At 69.4% G+C, this 24458-nt stretch carries 17 protein-coding genes; 4 read left to right on the forward strand and 13 right to left on the reverse strand.

Features of this window, described 5'->3' with window-relative positions; all coding sequences use genetic code 11:
• Positions 1–2: 2 nt before the first annotated feature.
• The 5 genes from E4P42_RS07445 to E4P42_RS07465 all read right to left on the reverse strand — a co-directional run bounded on the left by E4P42_RS07445 (position 3) and on the right by E4P42_RS07465 (position 12318).
• Complete coding sequence (locus E4P42_RS07445; RefSeq protein WP_135124599.1) at positions 3–833, reverse strand: formate/nitrite transporter family protein; 831 nt, start codon at positions 831–833, stop codon at positions 3–5.
• A 48-nt stretch (positions 834–881) separates the two neighbouring features.
• Entirely contained in the window at positions 882–1274 is a 393-nt protein-coding gene (locus E4P42_RS07450; RefSeq protein WP_135124601.1) for a holo-ACP synthase, read from the reverse strand.
• Positions 1275–1286: 12 nt separating this feature from the next.
• A complete protein-coding gene (locus tag E4P42_RS07455; protein ID WP_135124603.1) occupies positions 1287–10511 on the reverse strand; it encodes a type I polyketide synthase in 9225 nt (3074 codons plus the stop codon).
• A 475-nt stretch (positions 10512–10986) separates the two neighbouring features.
• The gene (locus E4P42_RS07460) at positions 10987–11493 is read right to left on the reverse strand and encodes a glycoside hydrolase domain-containing protein (protein WP_371286994.1); all 507 of its coding nucleotides are present in this window, start codon (positions 11491–11493) and stop codon (positions 10987–10989) included.
• Positions 11494–11580: 87 nt separating this feature from the next.
• A complete protein-coding gene (locus E4P42_RS07465; RefSeq protein ID WP_135124605.1) occupies positions 11581–12318 on the reverse strand; it encodes a MerR family transcriptional regulator in 738 nt (245 codons plus the stop codon).
• A 269-nt stretch (positions 12319–12587) separates the two neighbouring features.
• Between E4P42_RS07465 and E4P42_RS07470 the strand changes: the two genes are divergently transcribed.
• Positions 12588–13847, forward strand: coding sequence for a nitrate/nitrite transporter (locus E4P42_RS07470; protein WP_135124607.1), 1260 nt, complete (start codon positions 12588–12590; stop codon positions 13845–13847).
• On the opposite strand, the gene E4P42_RS07475 is transcribed toward E4P42_RS07470, so the two are convergent.
• The 7 genes from E4P42_RS07475 to E4P42_RS07505 form a co-directional block, all read right to left on the reverse strand.
• A complete protein-coding gene (locus E4P42_RS07475; RefSeq protein WP_135124610.1) occupies positions 13844–14263 on the reverse strand; it encodes a ChaB family protein in 420 nt (139 codons plus the stop codon). The two genes, E4P42_RS07470 and E4P42_RS07475, sit on opposite strands and share 4 nt — an antisense overlap.
• A 13-nt stretch (positions 14264–14276) precedes the next feature.
• Positions 14277–15485: a low temperature requirement protein A gene (locus E4P42_RS07480; protein WP_135124780.1), complete on the reverse strand. Its 1209-nt coding sequence runs from the start codon at positions 15483–15485 to the stop codon at positions 14277–14279.
• A gap of 120 nt (positions 15486–15605) precedes the next feature.
• Positions 15606–16202: a twin-arginine translocation pathway signal gene (locus tag E4P42_RS07485; RefSeq protein WP_135124612.1), complete on the reverse strand. Its 597-nt coding sequence runs from the start codon at positions 16200–16202 to the stop codon at positions 15606–15608.
• Positions 16199–17149: a hypothetical protein gene (locus tag E4P42_RS07490; RefSeq protein ID WP_135124614.1), complete on the reverse strand. Its 951-nt coding sequence runs from the start codon at positions 17147–17149 to the stop codon at positions 16199–16201. Before E4P42_RS07490 ends, E4P42_RS07485 begins: the two co-directional genes overlap by 4 nt.
• 138 nt (positions 17150–17287) lie before the next feature.
• Positions 17288–18733, reverse strand: coding sequence for a FadD3 family acyl-CoA ligase (locus E4P42_RS07495; protein WP_135124616.1), 1446 nt, complete (start codon positions 18731–18733; stop codon positions 17288–17290).
• Positions 18734–18746: 13 nt separating this feature from the next.
• A complete protein-coding gene (locus tag E4P42_RS07500) occupies positions 18747–19937 on the reverse strand; it encodes an amidohydrolase family protein (protein WP_135124618.1) in 1191 nt (396 codons plus the stop codon).
• 35 nt (positions 19938–19972) lie between these two features.
• Complete coding sequence (locus E4P42_RS07505) at positions 19973–21559, reverse strand: AMP-binding protein (protein WP_135124620.1); 1587 nt, start codon at positions 21557–21559, stop codon at positions 19973–19975.
• An 81-nt stretch (positions 21560–21640) separates the two neighbouring features.
• Here E4P42_RS07505 and E4P42_RS07510 point away from each other — a divergent pair, with 81 nt between their 5' ends.
• The gene (locus E4P42_RS07510; RefSeq protein ID WP_167759395.1) at positions 21641–22357 is read left to right on the forward strand and encodes an enoyl-CoA hydratase/isomerase family protein; all 717 of its coding nucleotides are present in this window, start codon (positions 21641–21643) and stop codon (positions 22355–22357) included.
• A gap of 19 nt (positions 22358–22376) precedes the next feature.
• Here E4P42_RS07510 and E4P42_RS07515 read toward each other — a convergent pair whose 3' ends face one another.
• Positions 22377–22790, reverse strand: coding sequence for a nuclear transport factor 2 family protein (locus tag E4P42_RS07515; protein ID WP_135124622.1), 414 nt, complete (start codon positions 22788–22790; stop codon positions 22377–22379).
• 41 nt (positions 22791–22831) lie between these two features.
• Here E4P42_RS07515 and E4P42_RS07520 point away from each other — a divergent pair, with 41 nt between their 5' ends.
• Positions 22832–23293: a Zn-ribbon domain-containing OB-fold protein gene (locus E4P42_RS07520; RefSeq protein ID WP_135124624.1), complete on the forward strand. Its 462-nt coding sequence runs from the start codon at positions 22832–22834 to the stop codon at positions 23291–23293.
• 10 nt (positions 23294–23303) lie between these two features.
• On the forward strand, positions 23304–24458 hold the full coding sequence (locus E4P42_RS07525) for a thiolase family protein (protein ID WP_135124626.1): 1155 nt from the start codon (positions 23304–23306) through the stop codon (positions 24456–24458).

Raw genomic sequence — 24458 nt, forward strand, 5'->3', positions numbered from 1 at the left:
GGTTAGTGCGGGCTGTCCGCCTCGGCGGCGCTGCGCTCCTCCTGCAACCGGTCCTTGCTGCGCAGCAGGCGCAGCAGCGTCACCAGGCCGAGCCCGCCGACGACGTTGAAGAACAGCGTGTAGGCGAACCAGCCGAGCCAGTCGAGATAACCGAACGGCGCATCGCCGGCGATCAGCGCACCGAAGATCAACAGCGAGTCCAGGATCGAGTGGAACATCTGCAGCCCCGCCAGCAGGAAGGCCCCGCCGACGGCCGCGGCGATCTTCCCGATCATCGCGTCGGTCCCGTGCTGCATCCGCGTCATCAAGGTGATGACCATGCCGCCCAGCAGCGACAGCGCCACCGTCTCCATCGACAGCGGCGCGGTGGCGAAGTGGGCGGCCGACTCCGTCGTCTGGCCGTGCAGCTTCGGGAAGGCCGTCATGATCAGCCACATCAGCACCCAGCCGCCGACCAGATTGGCCACCAGCGTGCCGCTCCACAGTTTGAGCAGTTGCGCCACGCTGGCGCGTTTGGCGACCACCGTGGTGACCGGCACCAGGAAGCCTTCGGTGAACAGTTCACTGCGGCCCAGCAGAAGCGCCAGGAAGCCGACCGAGAACGCCAGCCCCGCCACCAGGTGGTTGTGGGTGACGTGCAGCACCGACAGATACGCCAGCACCCCGACCGCAATCTCGGTGCCGCCGAAGAAGCCGGTCGCCAGGACTTCCCGCCAACCGCGGTGCAGCCGCTGGGTGCCCTCGTCCACCATCCTCTCGAAGGCCGCTTCGAGGGCGTCCTCGATCGGGCTGTCGGACTCGCCGAGATCACGCTGACTGGTGCTGCTGCTCACCGCCGCGACATACCCGGTGACGCCGGGAACATGCGAGCCGGCGAGCGGTCAGCGCTCCTCGATGACCGCGACCGCGGCCGCGGTATCCCCCTCGTGGGTGAGCGACACGTGAATCACCACATCCTCGAGATGACGCGCGATGTCTCCGCTCAACCGCACCTTCGGGCGGCCCCACATGTCGGTGACCACCTCGATGTCGCGGTGGATGCCCTCCGGCAGCGCCGGGCGCTTGGAGAACCGTGACCCCGACCATGCCTTGATCACGGCTTCCTTGGCCGCCCACCGGGCCGCGAGGTGCCGCGCCGCCGACGAACTCTTGTCCGCGGCGTCGCGGCGCTCCCCCGGCGTGAACGTCTCGGCGAACACGGTGCCGGGCCGGTCCACCTGCTCGGCGAAGTCGGAGATGGAGACCAAATCGATCCCCACCCCGACTATCGCCATGCCGTGAACCTATCAGCGGACGTAGACGTCACCGTCACCCAGCCTCGACGCCGCGTCGAGCAGCATCGCCGCCTCCTGGCGCTTCTCCGGCGCGTCGTGGCTGAACCGGCGGCCGTCGGGCCGCTCGTACATCGGGCGGCCACCGGCGATCGCCGAGGCCAGCCGTCGCTGACCGGCCAGCGTGCGCTGCTCGGCCTGCTTGACGTACGCCGCCCGCTGCTCGGCGTCGAGTGTGGCCAGGAACGCCTGCGGATGCACCAGCGCGATCAGCCCCGACACGTGACCGAACCCGAGGCTGGTCACCAGACCGGCCTTGAGCGGGAACTTCTCGCCCAGCCGCAGGGTTTCCCGCGGCCACACGAAGTGCCCCGAGGTGGCCAGCTCGTCGTCGACGCAGTCCAGGCTGCGGTTCGGCGGGATGACACCGTCGCGCAGGACCTGGCACAGGCCCATCATCTGGAACACCGCGGCACCGCCCTTGGCGTGGCCGGTCAGCGTCTTCTGGCTGACGATGAACAGCGGCGCACCCTCCGACCGGCCCATCGAATCCGCAAGCCGCTCATGCAGTTCGGTCTCGTTGGGATCGTTGGCCAGCGTCGAGGTGTCGTGCTTGTAGATCACCGAGATGTCGTCGGCGCCGACGCCCAGCCTGGCCAGCGACCGCGCGAGCACCGAATCCTTGCCGCCGCGGCCGGCGCCCAGCGCGCCGAGCCCCGGAGCCGGGATCGAGGTGTGCACACCGTCGGCGAAGCTCTGCGCGTAGCCGACCACCGCCAGCACCGGCAGACCCATCTTGACCGCGAGGTCGCCGCGGGCCAGCAGGATCGTGCCGCCGCCCTGGGCCTCGACGAAGCCCAACCGGCGCCGGTCGTTGGCGCGCGAGAACTTCGAATCGCTGATGCCCTTGGCGCGCATCATCTGGGTGTCGGCGGTCGCCGCCATGTCACCGAAGCCGATGATGGCCTCCAGCGTCAGGTCGTCGAAACCGCCGGCGACCACGAGTTCGGCCTTGCCGAGCCGGATCTTGTCCACACCCTCCTCGACCGACACCGCCGCGGTGGCGCAGGCGCCGACCGGGTGGATCATCGCGCCGTAGGAGCCGATGTAGGACTGGACCACGTGCGCGGCAACGACGTTCGGCAGGACCTCCTGCAGGATGTCGTTCGGCTTGTTCCGGCCCAGCAGGTTGCCGTGGTACATCGTCTGCATGGACGTCATACCGCCCATACCGGTGCCCTGCGTGCTGGCCACCAGGCTCGGATGCACCCAGCGCATCAACTCGGTCGGGGTGAACCCGGCCGACAGGAACGCGTCGACGGTGGCGACGATGTTCCACAGCGCCACCCGGTCGATCGAGTTCGCCATGTCGGGCGTGATGCCCCAGACGGTCGGATCGAAGCCGGTGGGGATCTGCGCGCCGACCGTGCGGGACAGCTTGGTCTTACGCGGCACGCGGATCTCGGTGCCCGCCTTGCGAATCACCTGCCAGTCACTCGAATCCGGCACCGGGCGCACCACAGTGTGCTCGGGGTCGAAGTCGACGAACGCCCGGGCATCGGCCTCGCTGGACACGACGAACGAGAAGTCCTTGTCCAGGAACACGCTCACCAGCAGCGGCGAGGCGTGATCGGGGTCGATGGCGCCGTCGTCGACGAATTCGCGGATGCCGCACCGCTCCACGACCGCGTCGTGGTAGCGCTCGACGAGCTCCTCCTCGGGCACCAGCTCACCGCTGGCGGCGTCGTACCAACCCGGCTTCGGATCGTCCTCCCACTTGATCATGCCGGTGGTCCAGGCGAGTTCCAGCACGCCGGCCGCCGACAGCTCGTTGTCGACCTCCATCTCGTAGCGCGTGCGCGAGGAACCGTACGGGCCGAGTTCGGCGCCGCCGACGATGACCACCAGATCGGCGGGATCGACGTCGAGGTCCGCCCACTCGGGCGCGGGCGCCGGGGAGTGACCACGCGGCGGTGACGGCAGCGCGGGGATGATGCCCGCGGCGGCGTCGTCGTCGGCGTCCTGCGCGGCGCCCGCGGCCATGTCCTCACGGGCCGTGGCAGCCAGCGCGGCCATGTCGATCTCGACATCGCCGAGCCCACCGGTCAGGTCGGCCCTGATGGGCTCGCGGGCGGCGGCGACCTTGGCGTCGACGTCGCACAGCTCCAGCAGCATCGCGGCCATCTCGGCGGTGGTGTACGTGGTGACACCCGCCTCCTCGACCGCACCCGCGATGGCGTCGTTGTGACCCATCAGACCCGTGCCCTTGGTCCAGCCGATCAGCGCGTGCGCCAGCGAAACCCGCTGCGCCCACGACGATTCTGCGCTCCACCGGGTGACCAGCGCGTCCAGCGCGGACTTCGCCTCGCCGTACGCCCCGTCACCGCCGAACATGCCGCGGTTCGGTGAACCGGGCAGCACGACGTGCAGGCGTGACGCGATGTCACGTTCGGCGCCGATCGCCGACAACCCGGCGATGAGCCGCTGAACGGCCCACAGCAGGACCTTCATCTCCATCTCGGCGCGCGCGCCGACCTCGGACATGTCCCCGGCCACGCGCGGTGCGGCGAACGGGAACAGCAGCGTCGGGGTCTGCGCGTCCTTGAGGTGGATCGACTGCGGCCCCAGGCTCTCGACCTGCTCGGAGCCCACCCACGACACCAGCGCGTCGATGTCGGAGTAGGACGCCATGTTGGCCGGCACCACCCACAGCGTCGCGTCGAACCGGGCGTTGTCCCGGTACAGACCCTTGTAGAACTCCAGCCGGGCGTCGTCGAGGCGTGACGTGGTCGCGATGACCGTGGCACCGCCCTCGAGCAGCTGACCCACCACCGAGGCGGCGATCGAACCCTTCGAGGCGCCGGTCACCACCGCGATCTCGTCGCTGTAGCGGCCCTTACCGGGATTCTCCGCACCGGCGGCGATCCGGCCGAACAGCGACGCGTGCACATTGCGACCCGCCGCCAGGGCCTTGCCCTGCCACCAGTTCGCCTGCGTGGCAACGACATGTCCGGCGCCTTCGAAGCGCTCCGACAGCCGCGGCCAGTCGCGGTCGACCTCGTCCTCCTCGGCCAGCCAGATCTTCACCAGATCCTCCCGGGCGCTGGCCCAGCGGTCGTCGAACACGACGGCCTTGCGACCGTCGAACGTCGGCGCCACCAGACGCGGCCAGTCCGAACCCAGTTCGGCGGTGACCAGATCGATCAGTTCGGCGTCGGTCGCGGTGTCCGCCACGGTGACCGGGGTGTCCAGGCCCAGCTGGCCCAGCACCAGGCGGGCCGCGGAGGCCAGCACACCGTCGGGTCCGGTGACCTTCTCGGCGAACTCGCCGAGCGCAGCCGAATCCACCACGCCGCCACCGGCACCACCGGCGGACGGCAGCGACACCGCGATGCCGCGGCGGGCGGCCACCGCCGCGACGGCGGCGTCGATGACCTTGTCCACCGACGCGGCGTCGGCCAGTGCGCCCTCGTGCAGCCCGCCGAGCGCGCCACCACGGACGCTACTGCCCTCACGGGTGCCCAGCGCCACCTCGACGGTGACGTGCTTGGCCCAGCCCGCGCCGAGCTCCCAGGCCTTGGCGACCCGCTCGGCGATGTAGGCCGGACGCTTGCCGGACGGACCGAACACGGTGCGCAGCTGATCGTTGATCGCGTCGGAGAGCACCGGGCCGAACGGCTTGTAGGTCCGGGCCAGCTTGGTGACCTGACCCTTCAGCGCGCCCAGGTCCGCCTCGGCCGCCCCGTCGATCGCCCCGAGGTTGAGCTCGGAACCGAGGTCAACCAGCATCTGGTTGCGCCGCGAGGACGCACCGTCGGTGATGGTCTCGATCGAGTCCAGCGCCTCGATCTGATCGAGCCGCATCTTGGCCGACAGCGCGATCAGCGCGACCGTCGCGTCGGCGGCGTCGAAGCCCAGATCATCGGGGCGGGGCCCGCCCGACGGCGCGGCGGGCGCGGCCGGAGCCGCCTCCACCGGGGCCGCGGCAGCGGCCGGCGCCTCGGCGGCCGGCGCGGCCTCCTCGGGCTCCGGCTCTGGGTCGGTGTCGGTCGCGAACAGCACCGCGGCGTCGCGCTCGCTGTTGAGCACCTCGACGGTGCTGTGCGAGTACTCCGGCAGCTTGAGCGTGTTGGTGGCCAGGCCGGCGACGGTCGGCGCGGACTTCACGCCGATCTCGACGAACCGCTCCACCCCGAGGCCACCCGCGGCCTCCTCGATGAACAGCAGGTCCTGGGTCTCGATCCAGCGCACCGGGCTGGCGAACTGCCAGGCCAGCAGCTCGATGACGACCTTGCGCATGAGCTCCGACGGACGCTCGTTACGCCACGTGTCGTAGTCGGCGAGGATCTCGTCGAGCGGTTCGGCCGGCACCAGATCTCGGATCTCCTGGATGAAGTCGCGATCCAGGGTGAACGGCCGCGGCACCAGGTTCGGGATGTAGCGGCCGACGATCAGCTCGGGGTCCTGGTCGCGCGGCATGACGCGCTCGAGCGAGCGGCGGAAGTCGGCGACACCGACCCGCAGCACGGAGCTGTGGAACGGCACGTCGATTCCGGGCACCAGGATGAACGACCGCTTACCGCCGCTGATCTCGCGGCGCCGCTCGATCTCCTCCTCGAGCGCCTCGAGACCGCGGACCGTGCCGGCGATCGCGTACTGCGAGCCGCGCAGGTTGAAGTTCACGATCTCCAGGAATTCCCCGGTGCGCTCGGCGATCTCGGCGACGAACGCCTTGACGTCCGCATCGTCCAGATCGATCTGCGACGGCCGGATCGCGGCCAGCCGGTAGTTGGAGCGGCCGAGCTCGTCGCGGGGCACGATGTCGTGCATCTTGCTGCCGCGGTGGAACACCACCTCGAGCAGCGCCTCGAGTTCGTAGACACCCGACACGCAGGCCAGCGCGGTGTACTCACCGACGGAGTGCCCGCACGCGATGGCGCCCTCGACGAACGCACCCTGCTCGCGCATCTCGGCGACCTGAGCCGCCGCGACGGTGGCCATCGCCACCTGGGTGAACTGCGTCAGGTACAGCACACCCTCGGGGTGCTGGTAGTGCACACCGGAGGCGATCAGGCTGGTCGGGTTGTCGCGCACCACGTGCAGCACCGAGAAGCCCAGCGTCTCGCGGGTGAACTTGTCCGCGGAGTCCCAGACCTTGCGGGCGGCCTTGCTGCGGGCGCGGACCTCCATGCCCATGCCCTTGTGCTGGATGCCCTGACCGGGGAAGGCGTACACGGTCTTCGGCGCGGCCAGCCGTGCGGTCGCCGACATCACGAGGTTGTTGTCGACCTTGGCCGAGATCTCCAGAACCTCTGCGCCGACGTCGATCCCGACGCGGTCGACACGGAACTCGATCTCGTCGCCCGGCAACACCATGCCCAGGAAGCGGGCGGTCCAGCCGATGAGGCGGGCCGGCGGCACGGCCTTGCCGTCGGTGGCGGTGACGACGTGCTGAGCCGCGGCCGACAGCCACATGCCGTGCACGATGGGCGATTTCAGACCGGCGAGCAACGCGGCCGCCCGGTCGGTGTGGATCGGGTTGTGGTCACCGGAGACCACGGCGAACGGCCGCATGTCGACCGGGGCGCCGACCGTGACGTCACGGCGGCGGCGGCGCGGGGTGTCGGTGGCGTTGCCGGACACCGCACCGCCGGCGCGCAGCGGGTCACTCAACTCGGCCGCACCGTTACGGCCACGGATCGCGAAGCGCTCGTCCATGGTGGCCAGCACGGTCCCCGCGGCGTCGGTCACCCGCACCGAGATCGGCACCACGCGACCCACCTCGGTGTCGGTCGCCACCGAAGCCGTTGCGGTGACGGTCAGTTCGGCCCGCTCGGCGGGCAGCGTCGCGGTCAGGTGAGCGGCGTGGTCCAGGTGGACCAGGCTCAGCAGACCCTCGACCACCGGGAAGCCGGTGTCGGTGACCGCGGAGCCGATGGCGGCGAACACCGCAGGCCAGCAGCGGCCGACCAGCGCGTCGGGCACCACGGTCAGCGTCGGGGCCAGCGGGGCGCCGAAGGTGGCGGTGACGCCGGTGTGGTCGGCGACCAGTTCCGGATCCCACGTCACCGTGGCGGTCGCGGCACCGTCGGTGACCGGCGGCAGCGCATCGGGGCCGTCGACCCCCGCGGCGATCGCGAGCACCGCCCGCATCGCGGCGGCGGCGTCTTCGGTGGTGACCAGCGGAGCGCCACCGTCGCGAACGGCGTCGGTCAGCGTGAAGCGGATGTCGATCCAGACACCGGACAGCGGAACGCTGAGCACGACGTGGCTGTCGTCGGCGACGTCGAGGCGGGCCCCGGTCGAGGCGTGGGTGGCGGTGCGGTTCTCATCGCGCACCTGCCAGTCGCCGGGGGCGGCGATGCGGTGCACCGGGTTGGTCGCGGTGCGACCGGCCCACAGCACGTCGGGCGCGTCGAGCAGCACGGCCAGCGGGCCGGTGACGTCGGTGCGACCCTGCCGCCGGCTGACCACCTGGGTGGGCGTGCCGTCGGCGGCGAGGACCTCGTCGACCGCGGCCTTCTCGAAGCGGTCGAGCAGCTCGCCGACCGGCTCGTCGAGGCGGGTGATGCCCGCGACGGCGGCGGTGCCCGGGATGATGCACACCTGGTCGGCGCTGTAGCGCGCGTCGTGGGCCTGCCACAGGGAGTCGCTGCGCCACCAGCGGCGCACGTCCTTGTCGATGACGGGCACGAAGTTCACCGGCTTGCCCAGCATCTTGCACAGCTGGATGAAGAACGGCACATCGGCCGGGTGCAGGACGACGGTCTCGGCGTCGGGGTAGCGGCGCAGCAGCTCGGCGATCGCCGCCTCGGGGTCCTCGAGCAGCTCAGCGCCCGCCGGACCGGAGAACACCGTGGCGATCGGGCCGTGGTCGCGCGGGTGCAGCCGGGCCTCGGCGCGCTGCAGCATCTGCTCGAACCGGTCGCGCCAGGTGATGTCCAGCCACGGCGAGCCGTCGTTGCGGGTGTCGGCGGTGCTGTCGCCGTCGCCGATCGAGAGTTCGACGTAGCGGCGCAGCCACTGCAGGTAGGTCATCTCCGCGACGTCGCCGAAGTACGGCTTGGCCGTACCGGCCATGGCGGCGATGATCTCGTCGCGGCGGGCGGCGACCGCGTCGGCGTCACCGGCCACGTCGTCGAGCAGGCGGCCGCAGCGTGAGGCGGCGTTGTCGATCTCGTGGATGTCGGCCCCGAGCTGGCTGCGCCCGGAGGCCATCCCGCCCTGCGCCTTACCGGCGCCGACCCACTGATCGGTGCCCTTGGTGTCGACCAGCATCTGCTTGACCGCGGGCGAGGTGGTGGCCTCGAGGGTGGCCATCGCCGCGGTGCCGACGAGGATGCCGTCGACCGGCATGGCCGGGAAGCCGTAGGCCAGCGACCAGCGGCCCGACAGGTACTCCGCGGCCCGCTCCGGCGTGCCGATGCCGCCGCCCACGCAGATCGTGATGTTCGACCGCGAGCGCAGCTCGGAATAGGTGGTCAGGAGGAGGTCGTCGAGGTCCTCCCATGAGTGGTGACCGCCTGCGCGGCCGCCCTCGATGTGCACGATGACCGGCTTGGCCGACACCTCGGCGGCGATCCGGATCACCGAGCGGATCTGCTCGACGGTGCCGGGCTTGAACACGACATGGGTGATGCCGATGCCGTTGAGCTCGTCGATCAGGTCGACGGCTTCCTCGAGTTCGGGGATGCCCGCGGTGACCACGACGCCGTCGATCGGGGCGCCGGCCTGCCGCGCCTTCTGCACCAGGCGCTTACCGCCCAGCTGCAGCTTCCACAGGTAGGGGTCGAGGAACAGCGAGTTGAACTGGATGGCCCGGCCGGGCTCGAGCAGCTGGGTCAGCTCCTCGATGCGGTCGTTGAAGATGGGCTCGGTGACCTGGCCGCCACCGGCGAGCTCGGCCCAGTGGCCGGCGTTGGCGGCCGCGGCGACGATCTTGGCGTCGACGGTGGTGGGCGTCATGCCGGCCAGCAGGATCGGCGAGCGGCCGGTCAGCCGGGTGAACTTGGTGGACAGCTTCACCGAGCCGTCGGGCAGCTGCACCGTGGTGGGGGCGTAGCTCGACCACGGCCGCGCCACCTCGGGGACGGCGCCGACGGTGAACAGGTTGCGCTGACCGCCGCGGGTGGCGGCGGGCACGATGCCCACCCCGAGGCCGCGGATCACCGGCGCGGTGAGGCGGGTGAGGATGTCGCCGGGGCCGAGGTCGAGGATCCAGCGGGCGCCGGCCTCGTGCAGTTCGGTGACCTCGTCGACCCAGTCGACCTGGCTGACGAGGATGGCCTCGGTCATCTCGCGGGCGAGGCCGACGTCGATGCCGACCGCCTCGGCCCAACGGCCGACGATGTCGATGCCGTCCGACAGGCGCGGGGTGTGGAAGCCGACCTCGACCTGAACCGGATCGAAGGCGGGCGCGAACACGGCGCCGCCGCGCAGCTTGGCCTTGCGCTCGGCCTCTTCCTTCTCCGAGATCTGGCGGCAGTACAGCTCGAAGCGCGACAGCTGCTCGGGGGTACCGGTGATGACGACCGAGCGGCGGCCGTTGCGGATGGACAGCACCGGCGGCAGCACGGTGCGCACGTCAGAGGAGAACTCCTCGAGCAGTTCGTAGATGCGCTCCGGGTCGGCGTTGGTCACCGACACCATCGGCGGACGGTCGCCGAGCACGGTGATGCCGCGCCGGCGAGCCACCAGCGTGCCGGCCGCGCCGATCAGCTGCGCCAGCGCGAGCAGCTCGACGTCCTTGGCGCCGCGGGCGCGCAGCGCCTCGACGGCGAGGACGCCCTGGGAGTGTCCGGCCACCGCGACGGGCGGGTGCTCGAACAGGTCCATGCCCTGGCGGGCCAGCGCACGCACGGCGGCGATCTGGGTCAGCAGCACACCGGGAACCGAGACCGCCGCGGAGGTCAGCTGCTTGGCGGTCGGGACCGGCTCCTCGGCGGCGAGCGCGCGCACCCAGCGCAGCGGCTCGAATCCGATCGGGCGCACCACGACAAGCTCTCGGGCCACGGGCTCGAGGAGCAGTTCGGCCTCGCCGGCCAGCGTTGCCAGCTCCGACTCGATTCCGGCCGAGGACACCAGCTCTTCGAGCGTGTCCAGCCAGGCGCTGCCCTGCCCCCCGAACGCGACCGCGTACGGCTCGCCCGTGGTCAGCCGATCCACAAGTGCGTGGGTGGACTTGGTGCCGGACTCGTCGTCCCGGCCGGTGGACACCCTGTCGTGCTCGTAGATCGTCACGTGTCGTCTTCTCCTCGGTGGTGCTCGCGCGCTCTCGCGTAGTCGCTCGTCGAACGTCGTGTCTCGGGTGGTCTCCCGCGGCCCGCGCTCCTCTGCGGCGGGCCGACGGCGATTCGGCGTCGAATCCAGCCGGCGTCCGCGGTGGCGGACGACTCGGCTGTACTAAGAGTGTCATAAGAGGAAAGCCCACTTCGGCGGCCGATTTGGTTACTGGTGAGTTCTACGCTCGGGTAACCCATGTCCGGGTAACACGCCGCTCAGAGACCGCGGACACGTTCCGGGACAAACGTCCTGCTTGGGGCTGGTTACGGTCGAGTAGCCCTAACTGCGCTGATCACGGCAGTACTGTTATCAAATCGTTACATAAATTTTTTGGCCCTCGAACGGCGAGGTCAGCGGCATGAACGACACGACAACGCGGCGCGGTTTGTCTACCCGAAGGGGCCGGATACGGCGCGGAGTTTGCTGTAAAAGCTTACTGATCGGTAAGGTCCCACTCCCACTGGCCGCAAACCTGCCGGAGGACGTGGTTGTGTGCACTCCGGCGCCGGCCCCCCTGCGGTAGTCGATCTCGACCCGGTGCAGGTGTGCCGCCGGCTTCGCGACCCGCCCCGGCGAACTCCGGTTGTGTTGCCGGCCGTACGAGCCGATGCCGTCCGGCGCGGCCCGTGCGAAGGTCTTGAAGTGATCGTGGACGCCCGCACGCGGACGGCCCGGGTACCGCTTCCCAGCCCTCGAGATAGGGCGCAACCTGCTGTTTGTACTGATCGAGCGTTCGCTCGTCATCGATGGAGGAGTAAATCGGCGCCCCGCAGAAGCCGCTCGCGGCTACGTGCGGTTCCCACCGGCGCTTCGCGTGCGCGACGCCTGCGGCGTGCCCGCCGGCCAACGGGCGATCGCGGCCCCGCGGTACCGGTGGCACGCGGCGACCTCGAGCCCAGTGAGTGGAGGTTCCGCGCCTCGGCGAGCACGATCGGCTCACCGAGCACCCGGGGTCCGCGCGGGCGGCGGTCGGATTCGTAGCGGATAGCTCCCGGCGCTCCGGACGCGCGGATACCGCAGGCCGGCCTCAGATGGCCGGCAGGCAGGGCGACGACATCTGGGACCGCAGCGCCTCGTCGAGGCGACCGGCGATCAACTGGCGCGCGAGTCTGCGGTAATCGCGCGTCATGCGGCGAAGCCGGTCGGGCTGCTCCATTGCGGAGTCCCGGTCCGGCACCGCGCGCCCGTCCATACCGTCGCGCACCGCACCCACCACAGCGTCGGCCACCGTGTCCACGTCGCGGCGCGCCGCGGCGTCGATGCGCAACACCGCCTCCAGGTACAGGACCGAGTCGACACCCCCGTTGACCAGCCGGCCGATCACCGGGTCCAGGAAGACGACCCCGCCATCGGTGTGCTGGGCCAGTCCCGCCGCCACCAGCCGGTCCGCCACGTTCGCCGGGGCCGCGACGGTCACATCGGGGTCGCCGTCGGAGACCCGGACGTCGGCGTCCGTGACCGCGGGGGGCAGCCCGAGGACGTCGGCGAGGTCGGCGCCGGCCCGCACACTCGCGAAGAACTCGGCGATGTGGGACGTGTGGAACCCGCGCCGCAACAGCTGATTGACGGTTTCGAGTTGGGCGAGATGGGCGTCGTTGTAGAAGGCAGACCGGCCCTGCCTGCGCGGCGGTGCGAGCAGACCCCGCTCCCGATAGGCGCGGATGTTGCGGACGCTGACACCGGAGATTCGTGCCAGCTCGTTGAGCCGGTACTCGACCACTGTGGACAGCCTCCTTCTTGTGCCCTGGTCCCCCGGCTTCGGCATCTCCACTGTACCGTGGGTACGGAGTGCTGAGCGAATGACAACGGTGACGAACCGATCCTCCACTCGTGCCCGCCGTGGCGGCGCTGAACTGGCCGGATGACAGAGTCAGCGGGCAGCTCCGCACCGCGGCGTGAAGATTCAGCCAACACCCGTGATTCGGGCCGTGCGGACGGTGAGCGAATTCATAGACAATCGATTCGTTGGGGCGTCGTGCCGTGCGCGACCATGGGTACAGACATCGAGACAGATCATCTGACGAGGGGTTCGGTTTGCGCGCCTGGATCGTATGGGGCACCGGACTGCTCGCCTACATCGTTGCCATCCTGGATCGGACCACGCTCGGGGTCTCCGGCCTGGAGGCGGCCGACCGGTTCTCGGCCAGCCCGAGTGTGCTGTCGACGTTCGTGGTCCTGCAGGTCGTGGTGTACGCGGCGGCGCAGGTACCCGCCGGTGTGCTGCTGGACCGGTTCGGCTCCAGAGCGCTGATCACCGCCGGCGCCGTGCTGATGGCCTCCGGTCAGTTCACGCTCGCGATCAGCGAATCGCTACCCGCTGCCATCGCCGCGCGGGCGGTGCTGGGTCTCGGCGACGCCTTGACGTTCATCTCGGTGCTGCGACTGGTTCCGCGTTGGTTCCCGCCCGAACGCGTGCCCCTGGTCACTCAGTTGACCGGAATCTGCGGCCAGCTCGGGCAGGTGCTCTCGGCGGTGCCGTTCCTGGCGTTGCTCGGTATCGCCGGCTGGACGGTCGCGTACACCTCTGTGGCGGCGCTCGGCGTGCTCGCGCTGGTGCTGACCCTGGTGCTGGTCAAGGACAGCCCGGCGGGCCGGCACGTGCCCGAGCACACCGGCACGGTCGGCGACACGTTACGCAGCGTGAAGACGGTGTGGCTGCGGCCGGGCACCCGGCTGGGGTTCTTCACCCACATGGGCACTCAGTTCTCGGTCACCGCGTTCGCGCTGATGTGGGGGGTGCCGTACCTGACCGCCGCCCAGGGACTGTCGACGTCGACGGCGGGCACCCTGCTGTCGGTATCCGTCGCGGCGGCCATCGCGGCCGGAATCCTCATCGGCATCTTCACCGGCCGCCATCCGCACCGGCGGTCGCGTCTGGTGCTGCTGATCATCGGCTCCAACGCGCTGGCGTGGACGGTGGTGCTGGCGCTGCCGGGCCCGGCGCCGCTGTGGTTGCTGGTGCTGCTGATCGTGGTGATCTCGATCGGCGGACCCGGATCGATGGTCGGGTTCGACTTCGCCAGGACGTTCAATCCCAGCGCGACGCTGGGCACCGCGCAGGGCATGGTCAACATGGGCGGCTTCCTCGCCGCTCTGCTCGTGATGCAGGCGATGGGCCAGATCCTCGATGCCACCGGCGGGTACACGTTCGAGGCGTTCCGGTGGGCGTGGACGGCGCAGTACGCGATCTGGGCGCTGGCCACGGTGGGAATCCTGATCACCCGCCACAAGGCCCGCCGGCTGATGAGGGCCGAGCAGGAACGGATGCTGCTCGAGTCGTTCGACGCGCGCTAACGGTTGCGCGCGGATTCCCGGCGGTTGGCCTTCTTGATCGCGGTGACCAGTTCCTCCTTGGTCATCGTGGACCGACCCGAGATGTCGAGCCGGCGGGCCAGCTCGACGAGGTGCTTCTTCGACGCGTTCGCATCGACGCCCTCCGCCGTCTCGCCCCTGGCGTTGGGGCCGCCGCTCTTGGCGCGCTGATCGGACGGGCCCTTTTCGTCCTTCGGCTCCCAGTGGTCGCCGACCTTCTCGTAGCTGTGCTTGAGTGCGCTGTACGCGACCCGGTGGGCGCGTTCTGCGTCGCCGTACTCCTCGGCCGCCGCATCGTGCGCCTTGGCGAAGGTGCGCTGGGCTTTCTCGTCCGACTTCTTCAGGGTGCTGGGCAGTTCACTTTGTTTGGCTTGCCCGCTCTTGGTGGTCTTCGGCATCCTGACCTCCTCGTCACCCCAGCTCAGGTACCCCTGCGCCGACTCGGGCAAACCGACGGATGATCAGCTCGAACCCCAACACGCCCACCACCGGGGCGGCCGCCACCACCAGCAGGCTCCAGGTCATCGGCAGGCCGACGGCCGCCGCGGCCACGGCTCCCACCAGCACGAGCAGCGCCGCACCGGTGACCGCCGCCGCCCGTCCCGCATCACCGCGGGTGAGTAGGACGTGCAGCACGGCGACCAGCAGCAGGAAGATCGCGACGGGGATCGCCACCGACACCACTGTGCCCAGCGATCCGATGACCGAGTGGTGCTCGATGTAGTAGCCGGCCGCGTGCAACCCGGCGCCTGCGGCGACGATCGCGCCGAACAACGGAATGTGCAGATAGCCGAACGTGAACGAGTTCCGGCGACGACCGTGCAGCAACGCGCCGAAGGGTACGACGAAGTACACCCACCACAGCCCGAAGGTCAGTGCCGTGCCCGCCACCGCGACCAGCACGGTGTCGGTGGTCCATCCCTGCACCTCGACGGCGGCCGTCAACGACGCCACCGTGCCGACCACTCCCTCGCCGAGGGCGATGATCACCAGCAGGCCGTACCGCTCCGCGATGTGGTGCGCGTGCCACGGGGTCCCGCCCATCCGTATCTCGGCCAGGTAGGGGCCGGACATCTCCACGGCGACGAGGAGGACGGCGATCGTGAGGCTGAGAGGCACCGACGTGTCGACGAAGATCGACGCGATCCAGCCCAGCTGTGCGACCGCGACCGCCGTCGCGTAGGTCAGGCAGGCGGTCCGGCGCGCCGGGTCCTGGCGCGCGGCCCGCAACCACTGCCCCACCAGCGCGATCCGCATGATCACGTAGCCGGCGACCACGACGCGGTTGTCGAGGTGTCCCCCGTGATCGATCGAGGCGAACATCTCGGGCAGGCCCAGCGCGAGGATGATGACGCCGACCATTTGGAGCATGGTGGTCAGCCGGTACACCCAGTCGTCGGTGTCATAGGCCGACGCGAACCAGCTGAAGTTGATCCACGCCCAGCTCACCGCGAACGTCGCGAAACCGAAACCCGCCAGCCCGGACGCGAGGTGCCCCTCGGCGAGGAGATGGGCGAATTGGTTTGCGGCGACGCCGAAGGCCACCACGAAGGTGAGGTCGAACAGCAGCTCCAGCGGTGTCGCGGCGCGGTGGCGTTCGTGGGGATCCCGCCCCCGCATGCGGCGCAGGCTCCAGCCCACCGGCTCGCTCACGCCGCACGTCCTTGCCCGGTCCGGCATCCACTCGCACGTTGCACCGTCACATGAAACCAGCCGGTGAGGTGACGGCGCGCGACGAGGCTAGACCGGGTCGAACGACGAGATGAGCCAGGTGTCGTCGACCTTCGTCAGTCCCACCTTGATGCTGCTCGACGCGAAGGCGCCGTCGGGATTCTCCGTGCTGGTGGTCGCCTGGTTGACGAACAGCAGCGCCACCGCCGAGTCGGGCTTCAGTTCGGCGATCGCGGCCTGCACGACCTTCGCCTCGGTCTTCACCGACTTCTCCTTGGCCGCGGGGGCGACCACCTTGTCGGTGAAGTCGGTGTAATAGTTCAGAAAATCGCCGGTCAGCCGCGCTTTGGCGGTCGAGAGATCGTCGTCGAGGGTCTCCGGCGCGTAGGACAGCAGCGCGACGGTACCGTCGGTCGCCGCGTCGAGCACCACTTCGGCGGCCTCGCCGTCGGTCTGCTCGTCGACGCGGTACTGGAAGAGGTACAGCCATCCGGCGCCGGACACCGCGGCGACGACGGCGGCGACCAGCACCAGGGCGCCGATCCGTGCCCGCCGGGCGCGCGGCACCCGGGCGTCGGACCGGGCGTCGTCGTCGCGGGCCGGATCCTCGGTCGCGGTGGCCTCGATGTCGTCGTCGCGGTTCTCGGTGCTCTCGGCCGCGCTCACGGGACGAACTCCACACTCGACATCTTGATCCGGTCACCCTCCCGCTCGAGTTCCACGCTGAGGCGCCATGTCCGGGGCTCCTGGCGGGCACCGGTGGTGTTGGTGATCCGCGACGTGGCGGCGACCAGCACCACTGCGGAGTCTTCGCTCATCGACTGCACAGCGGTGGAATTGACGGTCGCCTCGGTGATGACTTTCGACTCCTGGGCCACCGACGCGAAGTCCTCGGCCTGCGCCTGGAAGTCCTCGCGGAACCGCCCGGTCGAGTTGTCGATGATGCGCTGCACATCTTCCTGGGCCTTGTTGAAGTCCAGCGACATCAGCGACACCACGCCCTGCCGGGCCGCCGCCGCGAATTCGGCACCGCGTTGGGCCTCGCTGACCGCCTGCCGGTGATGCCACACCATGTAGCCACTGGCAGCCAGCGCGGCGACGAGGATGACGAGGGCCGCCGATACGGCGATCCGCGTGGCGCTCAACCAGGACGGCCGGCGGATCCGCCGCCGCTTGCCCTGCTCGACCTCGGGCGTGTCGGCGTCGCCCTTCGCGACGGTCTCAGCTCCGGCGTCCGTCACCTCGATGTCCGGCACCTCGATGTCCGGCACCTCGGTGTCCGGCACCTCGGTGTCCGGAGTTGCGGTCACCGCTTTCGGTCCGGGGTCGGCCGGGTCGTCGAGGGCGGCGGCCGGAGCTTCGGGGGCTGCCGACGTGCCCGACCGGGCGGCGGCTTCGGCCTGCCGGCGCAGGCGGATCGCCCGGGCGCGGGCGCGCGCTGCGGCGGCGACCGCTTCGGCCTCGGCGGCCTCGGCCTCGGCCAGCGCGACGAGGTCCGAGGCTTCCTCACCTGGGACCTCACCCGAGACCGTCGTCAGATCGTCAGCGGTATCGGCGCGCGGCCCGTGCGTACGGCCGTGAAGCAAGGTCGAGGTGCGCTCGCGGAACGGCATGCGACCTCCTGTCTGATGTGGAGCGATGCGGAGAATGGCATTTTCAATTTTGATTACGGCTGCGACGATACCGCATCGGCAATGCCGTTCCGAGGCGTTCTCGCCTGCAGAAATGCGATTTACGTGTTGTGCGATCGCTCAGTGCAACTCGCTCTTCATCACCTTGCCGGTGGCGTTGAGGGGAAGCTCGTCGAGGAACTCTACATAGCGGGGCACCTTGAAACCGGCCATTCGCTCACGACTCCAGGCGATCAGTTCCTCGGCCGACACCGTGTCCCTGCTACCCGGGCGGCGCACGACGAACGCCTTGCCCACCTGGCCCATGCGTTCGTCGTCCACGCCGATCACCGCCGCCTGCGCGACCGCCGGGTGCTGCAGCAGGAACCCTTCGATCTCGGCGGGATAGGCGTTGAAACCGCCGACGATGAACATGTCCTTCTTGCGGCCGACGATCCGCAGCCGGCCGGCGTCGTCGAGCGTGCCGAGGTCGCCGGTGTGCAGCCAGCCGTCGGCGTCGATCGCTTGCGCGGTGGCGTCAGGATCGTCGAAGTAGCCCTGCATGACGCTGTAGCCACGGACGAGCACTTCGCCGTCATCGGCGACGCGCACCTCGACTCCGTCGCAGGCGGTCCCGACCGTCGTGGCGATGTCGGTGAAGGAGTCGCCCGGCCGGGACAGCGTCGCGGTGCCCGCCTCGGTCAGCCCGTACCCGGTCGCCAGCGTCTGGAACGGCAGTTCTTCGTGCACCCGGCGGATCAGTTCGACCGGGATGTCGGCGGCCCCGGTCACGCCGGCCCGCAGCGTCGCCAACTTCGACTTGTCCCGCACCCCCAGCAGCGAGTGGTACAACGTCGGCGGGCCCGGCAGCATCGTGACCCGTTCGGCGGCAATGAGATCGACGACGGTGTCGACGTCGAACACGGGGACCGGCAGTACGGTGGCACCGCGGATCATCGACGCGATAAAACCGGCCTTGTACCCGAAAGTGTGGAAGAACGGGTTGACGATCAGGTAGCGGTCGCCCTCGCGCAGATCGGCGAGGTCACACCATTCGCGGTACAGGCGCAGCGTTTGGTGGTGGTTCATCATCACGCCCTTGGGCCTGCCGGTGGTGCCCGAGGTGTAGATGATGTCGGCGATGTCGGTACCCGCCACGTCCGGGTGCTCGAACGGTTCGGCGTCGGTGAGGAACCCGGATTTGAGATCGATCGCGGGCACCCCGGCGGGGACCGCGAATTCCTGACCGAGGAAGCCCTGCTGCACCAGCACGGCCTTGGCGCCGCTGCGCGTGATGACGTCGCCGGCCTCCTCGGTCTTGAACCGGGTGTTGACCGGCACCAGGACGCCACCGGCGGTGAGCAGCCCGAACGCCGAGATCATCCACTCCGCCGAATTCGGCGCCCAGATCGCGACGCGGTCGCCTTTGTCCACCCCCAAAGCGCGGAACGCCCCTGCCGCACACCGGATGCGCTCGGTCAGCTCGCTGAAGGTGAGGCGCAGCGGACCGTCGACGACCGCCTCGGCGTCGCCGAACCGGTCCGCTGTACTCAACACCATCTTTGGGATGGAATCCCAGCGGGTCATATGGCGGTGTTCGTCACGTCGTGACGAGACGTCCCAGGTTGCCGCCCATGATCTTGGCCTGATCCTCGACCGACAGGTGCTCGAGCGCGGTGACGTAGTGCGTCGGCTCGGCGAGGCCCTCCGGATGCGGCCAGTCCGAACCGTAGAGCACCTGGTCCACGCCGATCAGGTTGATCAGGTCGTCGATGCCCTCCTCGTAGAACGGGCTGACGTAGATCCGGTTCTTGATCTCCTCGATCGGGTTGCCCAGGAAGGCCTCCGGCGCCTTCTTGTACACCTCGGCCATGGAATCCAGCAGCGGGAACATCCATTTCGAGCCGGCCTCGACGATGCCCACCTTGAGCGTCGGGAAGCGGAACAGCGCCCCGTGGATCACCCACGACGCGACCGCATCCTGGATCGGGCGCCATTCGTTGAGGATCGACATCGCGTTGGTCTGGAACGGCAGCATCTCCTGCGCCTGGCCGTCCCATTCGGAGGTGTACCGGGAGTAGCCGCTGTCCGACGAGTGCATGCCGACGAAGATGTCGTGATGCACGACGCGTTCCCAGAACGGGTCGAACTCGGGCAGCGCGAAGGAGCGCGGACCGCGGAAGCCGGGCACCGGCGCGGGACGGATCAGGATGGCGCGCGCCCCGCGCGCCACTGCCCACTCGAGCTCCTCGATCGCCTTCTCGACGATCGGCAGCGTGATCACCGGGGTGGTGAAGATGCGGTTCTGGTAGTTGAACCCCCACACCTCGTGCAGCCACTCGTTGAGCGCGTGGATGATCACGTGAATCGCGATGGGATCGTCGGACAGCCGTTCCTCGATCAGGCTGGCCAGCGTCGGGAACATCAGGCTGCGGTCGACGCCGAGCTCGTCCATGACCTTGATGCGCGGCTCCGGTTCGAAGAACGCAGGGATCGCCTTCATCGGCTCGCCGAACAGCTCGCGCTTGCTCTTGCCGTCCGGGTTGCCGAACTTGAAGTACTCCTCCCATGCGCCCGGCTTGGCGACCACCGAGAAGGTCGGGTTGGGAATGTAGTTGCTGATCTGACCCTTCAGCGCGATCTTGGTGCGGCCGTTGACCTCGACGTACTGGACGACGTCCTTGTACTCCTTCGGAAGGTACTTGGTCATCGCCTCCGGCGGCTCATAGAGATGGTTGTCCGCATCGAACAGCGGAAACGGAATGTCGACCCGGTGCGACAGTTGACCCATGGAATGCTCCTTTGCTTCTTGCGAGAATCGTATTCTCAATTCCGGACGGCTGCAATGTCCACCTGCCGCCCGAGCCGGACCTGTTCGCGGACGCGCACCTTCTGCACCTTCCCGCTGGCCGTGCGCGGATAGTCCGCGACCCCGAGGATCTCCTCCGGCCATTTCTGCCGTGCCACCCCGGCGTCCTCGAAGTGGCGGCGGATGTCGTCGAGCGTGGGCAGCCGATGGCCGGACCGCAGCCGCAGCACCGCCGCGACGCGCTCGCCGAGCCGGTCGTCGGGCGCCGACACCACGACCGCCTCGGCGACCGCCGGCATGGTCAGCAGCACCTCCTCGACCTCGAGGGCGCTGATGTTCTCCCCGCCGCGGATGATCATGTCGGCCTTGCGGTCGGTGATGGTCAGGTAGCCGTCGTCGTCGAGGACGCCGATGTCGCCGGTGTGGTACCAGCCGTCGGGGTCGAAGGCCCGCGCCGTCAATTCGTCGTCGGTGTAACCCAGGCACAGATCCGGCCCCCTCGAGAGGATCTCGCCGTCGGCGGTCAACCGGATCTCCACACCGGTGCGGGGGTCGCCGTCGGTATAGAGCCGCTTGTCCTCCGGCGCCTCGGGCCGCGATCCCGTGATCGAGGGATGCTCGGTGCTGCCGTAGGACCGGAAGACGAACAGACCGAGATCGGCCAGGCGCCGGGTGACCGCGGCGGGGACCGTGGAGCCGCCGAGGCCGACGGTGGTGAAGTGCCGTGTGTGCGCCGGGGTGCAGTCCGGGTGGTCCAGCAAGCTGGTGACGAAGTAGGGCGGGCCGCCGCCGATGGACAGGCCCTCGGTCTCGATGAGCCGCAACACCATGCCGGGGTCCCACACGTCGCACAGGTCGATCGGCGCACCTTCGAGCACCGGGATGAGAAAGGCGCCGAGCATGCCGATGAAGTGGCCGACCGGTGTCGCGGTCAACTGCCTGCCCCGGTTCGGCGGATAGTTCTGCAGCAGCTGGCGGGTCTCGAAAACCAACGTCTGGTGGCTGTGGATGACCCCCTTGGGGGCGCGCGTGGTCCCAGAGGTGAACGCGATCAGCGCCGGGCCGGTGGGATCGGTCGGCACGGTGTCGGCCATCGGTTGGTCGTGCAGCAACTCATCGAAGGCGACAGCGTGGCCGCCGGGGACCGCCGCGCCCACGACCGCGACGATCGGCACCTGCGCGCAGACCTCGGCGTCGAACCGCAGGCGGCCGAACTCCTCGGCGGTGACGAACACCGTGGGCCGTGCCGTGGCGAGGATGTGGGCCAGCTCGTGGCGGCCATAGAAGTGCACGATCGGGACCGTCACCGCGCCCAGCAGTGCCGACGCCCAGAACGTCGCCGCCGCTTCCATCCAGTTCGGCAGCTGGAACGCCACGACGTCGCCGGGGCCGACGCCACGCGCCCGCAAACCCGCCGCCAGCCGACGCGCAGTGGCTTCGACGTCGCGCCACGTGCCGTCGTACGGACGGACCGCCGAGTGCACCCGCAACGATCCGCCCGGGTTGCGGCCCAATCCGCCGGCCACCAGGTCACCGAGCGTCTCGTGGGTCCACCACCCCTGCGCCTCGTAGTGTTTCCTGAGCTCGTCGGGCATGTTCCGCATGTGCGCGCAGCACCTCCCCTGTCGCCGGTGATGCTATTCTCCAGCGACGAGAATGCCAATACCGCAGTCGGAGAACTAAGAGTGGTCGAACTCGAGTGGGACGGCCCGGTGGCCATCCTCACCATCAACCGTCCCGCAGCGCGCAACGCCATCTCGCTGGCGACGATGGATCAGCTCGGCGAGGCGCTCGACGCCGCCGACGGCGCCGGCTGCCTGGTGGTCACCGGCGCCGGCGATCGGGCGTTCGTGTCCGGCGGCGACCTCAAGGAGCTCAGCGCGCTGCGCACCGAGGACGAGGCCGCGGCGATGGCCCGGCGCATGCGCGCGATCTGCGACCGGCTGGCGGCGTTCCCCGCACCGGTGGTCGCCGCCGTCAACGGCCACGCTCTCGGCGGCGGAGCCGAGTTCGCCGTGGCCGCCGATATCCGGGTGGCCGCCGATGACATCAGAATCGGGTTCACGCAGGTGACCCTGGCGATCATGCCGGCGTGGGGCGGCGCCGAGAGGTTGGCCGAACTGGTGGGACCCGGCCGTGCGCTGCTGCTCGCCGGTTCCGGCGAGGTGCTCACGGCCGCCGAGGCCGAACGGATCGGACTGGTGGACCGCGTGCTGCCGCGCGCGTCGTTCGACGACGAGTGGCGGGCGCTCGCCGCGTCGCTGGCGAGCCGGCCGGCCGGTGAGATCAAGCGGGTGATCCGCGGCGTACCGGCCACAGAGGCCGTGTCGGCGTTCGCCCGCCTGTGGGTGTCCGACGAACACTGGGCGGCCGCGGACAGGGCACTAAACCGCGCCAGGTAACTCAGCAGAAGCGGCGGGCTCACCCGCGCGCCGTGCTCGCCACCCTCGCGATGTGGGTGGTGCGCGTGACGATCCGCCAGCCTTCGGCGGTGCGCCGCAACTCGTCGTCGTAGTGACCGAGCGCGTCGATCCAGCTGTCGGCATCGCCGGGCGCGGACTGCAACACCGCGTGTACGTACGACCGTGCCGTGGCGCGGTCGCCCTCGACGGTGACCGCGACGTTGGAGATGCGGTGGTAGGTCTGTCCCATACGGCCGTGGATCTGCTCCATCAGCGTGGTGAACGCATCGGGGTCGGTATGGCGGCCGAGATCGCCGTAGTCGATGTCGACCTCATCGGCCCAGCACGTCCGGAACAATGCCCAGTCCTTGGCGTCGATTCCGGTCGCGTAACGGATCAGCACGTCGGCGATCTGGGCGGTGTCGGCATTCACAGCCGCAGACTAGCCGACGAGTAGATTCTCTCTGGACGAGAATGTCATTTCCGATTATCGTCAAGCGCGTGCCGACATCGCAGGTTGCCCTCGCGCCCGACATCTCGACGTGGCCGGATGACAATCCCCGCCTGATCGGGAGCCGGTGCGGGGCATGTGGCGCCACCACCTTCCCCGTCCAGGACCGCTGCCCGCGCTGCAGCGCGGGAGAGATGAGCAGGCTGCTGCTCCCCCGCCGGGGCACGCTGGTCGCGTGGACCACGCAGGGTTTCCCGCCCGGTGCGCCGTACAAGGGCCCGACCGGGAAGGACTTCGTGCCGTTCGGCGTCGGGCTGGTTCAACTCGACGACGGCGACGGACCGGTGGTGCGCGTCGAGGGCCGACTCACCGAGAACGATCCCGCCGCCCTGCGGTTCGGCCAGGACGTCGAGCTCACGATGCTGCCGTTCACCACCGACGACGACGGCAACGAAGTCGTCACCTTCGCGTTCAAGCCGGTCTGAGGAGACGAACATGACCACCGCTGACAACTCGGTCGCCATCATCGGCGTGGGTCTGCACCCGTTCGGCCGATTCGACAAGACGGCGATGCAGATGGGCGCCGAGGCCATTCAGTCGGCGCTGACCGACGCAAAGGTCGACTGGAAGGACATCCAGTTCGGCTTCGGGGGCAGCTACGAGGTGTCCAATCCCGATGCCGTCACCCGGCTGGTCGGACTGACCGGCATCACCTTCACCAACGTGTTCAACGCCTGCGCCACGGCCGCGAGCGCGATCCAGCAGACCGCCGACACCATCCGCCTCGGCAAGTACGACATCGGCATCGCCATCGGCCTGGACAAGCATCCGCGGGGTGCGTTCACCGACGATCCGGCCAAACTCGCTCTGCCGCAGTGGTACGCCGAGAACGGCCAGTTCGTCACCACGAAGTTCTTCGGCATGAAAGCCAACCACTACCTGCACAAGTACGGGATCTCCCAGGCGACGCTCGCCAAGGTCGCGGCCAAGAACTTCCGCAACGGCGCGCTGAACCCCAACGCGTTCCGGCGCAGGCCGATTCCGGAGGACGAGATCCTCAACTCCCAGGTTCTCAACTATCCCCTCACGCAGTACATGTTCTGCGCACCCGACGAGGGCGCCGCCGCGGTGATCATGTGCCGTGGTGACATCGCCCACCGCTACACCGACAAACCGGTCTTCGTGCGCGCCACCGAGATCCGCACCCGCCGATTCGGCGCCTACGAGGTGCACGCGACGTCCGCACCACTGGAGGAGGACTCGTCGCCGACGGTGTACGCCGCACGGGCGGCCTACGAGGCGGCGGGTATCGGCCCGGAAGACGTCGACGTCGCCCAGTTACAGGACACCGACGCCGGGGCCGAGGTGATCCACATGGCCGAGACCGGACTGTGCGCCGATGGCGATCAGGAGAAGCTGCTCGCCGACGGGGAGACCGAGATCGGCGGTTCCCTTCCGATCAACACCGACGGCGGGTTGATCGCCAACGGTGAACCGATCGGAGCCTCCGGGCTGCGGCAGGTGCACGAACTGGTGCGCCAGTTGCGTGGGGAGGCCGGCGAACGGCAGGTACCCGGGGAACCCCGGGTCGGTCTCGCCCAGGTCTACGGCGCACCGGGCACGGCATCGGCGACGATCCTGTCGCGTTGA

Origin of the sequence: Mycobacterium sp. PS03-16 (genome assembly GCF_004570325.1) — a bacterium.
Lineage (GTDB): Bacteria > Actinomycetota > Actinomycetes > Mycobacteriales > Mycobacteriaceae > Mycobacterium.